The 923-nt window shown below is 65.1% G+C and carries 2 protein-coding genes; both read right to left on the bottom strand.

Going from position 1 to position 923, the window contains the following annotated elements; translation table 11 throughout:
- Positions 1–422 (bottom strand): Rieske 2Fe-2S domain-containing protein (locus ACR80S_RS17135; RefSeq protein WP_435403909.1); only part of this gene is annotated, 422 nt, incomplete at its 3' end.
- Positions 423–599: 177 nt separating this feature from the next.
- Positions 600–923: dioxygenase family protein (locus tag ACR80S_RS17140; protein ID WP_463323804.1), on the bottom strand; the 324-nt coding region annotated here is incomplete at its 5' end.

The following is a 923-nucleotide window of genomic DNA, read 5'->3' on the forward strand; positions in this document are numbered from 1 at the left end:
TTGAAGCCGTCCGGGTAGGCGCCGTTCTTCTCGTTCTTGGCCTTGAGCAGCTTGCCGTCGTTCTTGAAGGTCCAGCCGTGGAAGGGACAGGTGAAGGTGCCCTTGTTGCCCTGCTTGCGGCGGCACAGGGTGGCGCCACGGTGGGCACAGGCGTTGATCAGGCCGTGCAGTTCACCCTGCTTGTCGCGGGTGATGACGACGGGCTGGCGGCCCATGGTCACGGTGAAGTAGTCACCCGGCTCGCTGATCTGGCTCTCGTGGGCCAGAAACAGCCAGTTGCCTTCGAAGATGTGCTTCATCTCCAGGTCGAAGAAGGCCGGGTCGGTGAACATGCTGCGGTGGCAGCGGAAGATGCCGTTATCGGCGTCGTCGACGACGGCACCGCGCACGCGCGCTTCGAGTTGATCAAGCTGGGTGGTCATGATCCAGATCCTCGGTATCTTGTCGTATCTGTCGTCGGAGCTTTTCCGGCGGCAGGCCTGCGAGGAGGCGCCATGAACCCTTCCCTGGGGGCTACCTAGACCATCCCTGGTCCACGGACCTCCTCTTCGGCCTGCCGCCGGCGCTCCTGGCGGAATGTCAGGGGGGCGATGCCCCGATCAGACCTTGGCGGTGCCGGCCAGCTGGCTGTGCTGGTCCTGCTCGTCTTCCTTGGCCCGCGGACGGGCGTGGCGGTGCTGCAGCTCGGGCTTGTCGGTCTTGGCCAGCTCGATGTCGAACACCACCTCGGAGAACGGGCCGTCCAGCTCACGCTGGGCAATGGCGTCCTTGTCCTCGATGCGGTTGGCCGGCACCACCAGCTCCTCGCGGGTGGCGAAGGCGAAGTCGTCGAAGGTGTAGGGGTCGCCCGCCAGGTTGATCTGGGTGGTCAGGTGCTGGTGATTCGGCGCGGAGACGAAGTAGTGGATGTGCGCCGGACGCTC

The sequence above is a fragment of the Halomonas salsilacus genome, assembly GCF_051216275.1.
Taxonomy (GTDB): Bacteria; Pseudomonadota; Gammaproteobacteria; order Pseudomonadales; family Halomonadaceae; genus Halomonas.